General features: G+C 71.4%; 3 protein-coding genes and 1 pseudogene. 1 reads left to right on the top strand and 3 read right to left on the bottom strand.

Annotated elements, in window-relative coordinates; genetic code table 11:
• The 3 genes from IQ216_RS13340 to rfbA form a co-directional block, all read right to left on the bottom strand.
• On the bottom strand, positions 1 to 725 hold a 725-nt coding region (locus tag IQ216_RS13340; protein WP_228007521.1), incomplete at its 3' end, for a sugar nucleotide-binding protein.
• Positions 722 to 1306 (bottom strand): dTDP-4-dehydrorhamnose 3,5-epimerase, encoded by a 585-nt coding sequence (gene rfbC / locus IQ216_RS13335; protein ID WP_193815855.1) that lies wholly within the window; start codon positions 1304 to 1306, stop codon positions 722 to 724. The genes IQ216_RS13340 and rfbC, both read right to left, overlap by 4 nt.
• Positions 1296 to 2231: a glucose-1-phosphate thymidylyltransferase RfbA gene (rfbA, locus tag IQ216_RS13330; protein WP_193815854.1), complete on the bottom strand. Its 936-nt coding sequence runs from the start codon at positions 2229 to 2231 to the stop codon at positions 1296 to 1298. Before rfbA ends, rfbC begins: the two co-directional genes overlap by 11 nt.
• On the opposite strand from rfbA, the pseudogene IQ216_RS13325 reads away from it, so the two are divergent.
• Positions 2230 to 2466, top strand: a pseudogene (locus IQ216_RS13325) (N-acetyltransferase); the annotation flags it as partial. The gene rfbA and the pseudogene IQ216_RS13325 sit on opposite strands and share 2 nt — an antisense overlap.

Genomic DNA, 2466 nt, shown 5'->3' with positions numbered 1-2466 from the left:
CTCCAGTGCAGCAGGGGCGGCAGGGGCTCGGCTGGATCGGCGGCCTTCTCCCCACCGCGGGCCACAGCGATCAGCCGCCAGCAGGCGGCCGCCAGGGTGGGGGTGCTGGTGGGGCAGCCCACCTGGTCGGCCWSCACGCCGATCTCCGGCTTCTCGGCGTGCAGGCGCAGCATGGTGAGGCAGAAATTGCGGCCCACCGGGCCATACACCCAGCTGGTGCGCAACACCTGCGCGCCGCCTGCCTCCGCCAGGGCACTGGCCAGCACCGCCTGTTCACCGGCCGCCTTGCTGGCGCCATACACCCCCAGGGGCGCCAGGGGCTGGTCGGGCCGGTAGGGCGTGCCCTGGCTGCCGTCGAAGACGAAATCGGTGCTCACTTGCAGCAGCCGGCCGCCGCTGCCGGCCAGGGCCTCGGCGAAGGCCGCCGGCGCCGCGGCATTCACGGCCGCGGCCAGCTCCGGCTCGCTCTCGGCCCGGTCCACCGCCGTGTAGGCGCCGGCGKKGAGCACCCAGTGGGGGCGCAGCTCCTGCACCAGCTGGCGGCAGGCGGCCGCATCGGCCAGGTCCAGGGCGCTGAGACCCTCGCCGCCGCTGCGGCTGGTGGCGATCAGCTCCAGGCCCGCCGGCGCACTGGCAACCAGCGCCTGGCCCAGCTGGCCGGCGGCGCCGGTGAGCAGCACCTTGAGGGGCTCACCGGCCGGCGGCCACATGGCCGGGTTGCTCATGGGAACAGGTCCCCCGCGGCCAGCTCGGCGAACAGCGGCGCGGCGCCGTCCTTGCCACTCAGCTGGGGCTGGGCCCCGGCCAGGGCCTCCAGGGGCCAGGCGATCGCCAGGGCCGGATCATCCCAGCGGATGGCGCGCTCGCAGTCCCTGCTCCAGAAGTCGGTGGTCTTGTAGAGCACCTCGGCCTCGGGGCTGAGGGTAAGGAAGCCGTGGGCGAAGCCCGGCGGCACCCACAGCTGCTGCTTGTTGTCGGCGCTGAGCAGGGCGCCGCCCCACTGGCCCCAGGTGGGGGAGCTGCGGCGGATGTCCACCGCCACATCAAAGATCTCGCCCAGCACGCAGCGCACCAGCTTGCCCTGGGGGTGGGGCGGCAGCTGGTAGTGCAGGCCCCTGAGCACCCCCTGCTGCGAGCGGGAGTGGTTGTCCTGCACAAAACTCGTGGCGCCCGCGACGGCATTGAAGGTCTGCTGGTTCCAGCTCTCGTAGAAAAAGCCCCGCTCGTCGCCGAACACCCTTGGGCTCAGCTGCAGCACCCCCTCCAGAACGGCTACTGAGGCACTGCGCAGCGGCTCAACCTGCATCGTCTGTCTCCAACACCTGCAGCAGATACTCGCCGTAGCCACTCTTGCGCAAGGGGGCAGCCAGGCCGGCGAGCTGCTCGGCGTCGATCCAGCCCATCCGCCAGGCCACCTCCTCAGGGCAACCCACCTTCAGGCCCTGGCGATGCTCGAGCGTGCGGATGTAGCTGCCCGCCTCATGCAGGGAATCGCAGGTGCCGGTGTCCAGCCAGGCCATGCCGCGGCCCATCAGCTCCACCCGCAGCTTGCCCTCCTCCAGGTACTGGAGGTTGAGGTCGGTGATCTCCAGCTCGCCCCGGGCGGAGGGCACCACCCGGCGGGCCCGCTCCACCACGGAGTCGTCATAGAAGTAGAGGCCGGTCACGGCGTAGCGGCTGCGGGGCTGGGCGGGCTTCTCCTCGATGCTCAGCACCCGACCCTCGCCATCGAAGGCCACCACGCCGTAGCGCTCCGGATCGCGCACCGGGTAGGCGAACACCGTGGCGCCCTGCTGCTGGCCATTGCAGCCCTGCAGCTGGGGGCTGAAGTCCTGCCCGTGGAAGAGGTTGTCGCCCAGCACCAGGGCAGCGGGAGCGCCGGCCAGGAAGGACTCTCCGATCAGAAACGCCTGGGCCAGGCCATCGGGGCTGGGCTGCACGGTGTAGCTAATGGCCATGCCCCAGCGGCGGCCGTCGCCCAGCAGCCGCTGGAACGGCTCCTGATCAGCGGGGGTGGTGATGATCAGCACCTCGCGGATCCCCGCCAGCATCAGGGTGCTGAGGGGGTAGTAGATCATCGGCTTGTCGAACACCGGCAGCAGCTGCTTGCTCACGGCCAGCGTGATTGGGTGCAACCGGGTGCCGCTGCCTCCGGCCAGAACGATGCCCTTGCGCTGCTGGCTCAAAGCGTCGGGGTGACTGGGAGGATGTTGCCATGGTGTTGTTGCCATGGTCGCGATCCAGCTGCTTCGCCATGCTCCCGGCGCCCCAGGCCTGCGCTGGTTCGGCCTCGGCCCCGGCCTGCGCCCCAGCCGCGCCCTGCTGAAGCTGCGGCGCCTGTTCAACCACCACGCCTTCTGGGCCCAGGACCGCAGCTACGCCCAGCTGCGCACCCTGCTGGCCGGCAGCCCCGTGGTGGTGAGCCTGTGGCGGGGCAAGCGGCTGGTGGGCTTCGGACGGGCCAGC

It is taken from the genome of Cyanobium sp. LEGE 06143 (assembly GCF_015207535.1).
Lineage (GTDB): Bacteria > Cyanobacteriota > Cyanobacteriia > PCC-6307 > Cyanobiaceae > NIES-981.
The sequence above is the reverse complement of the archived record's forward strand: the minus strand, read 5'-3'. Positions and strand labels throughout refer to the sequence as shown.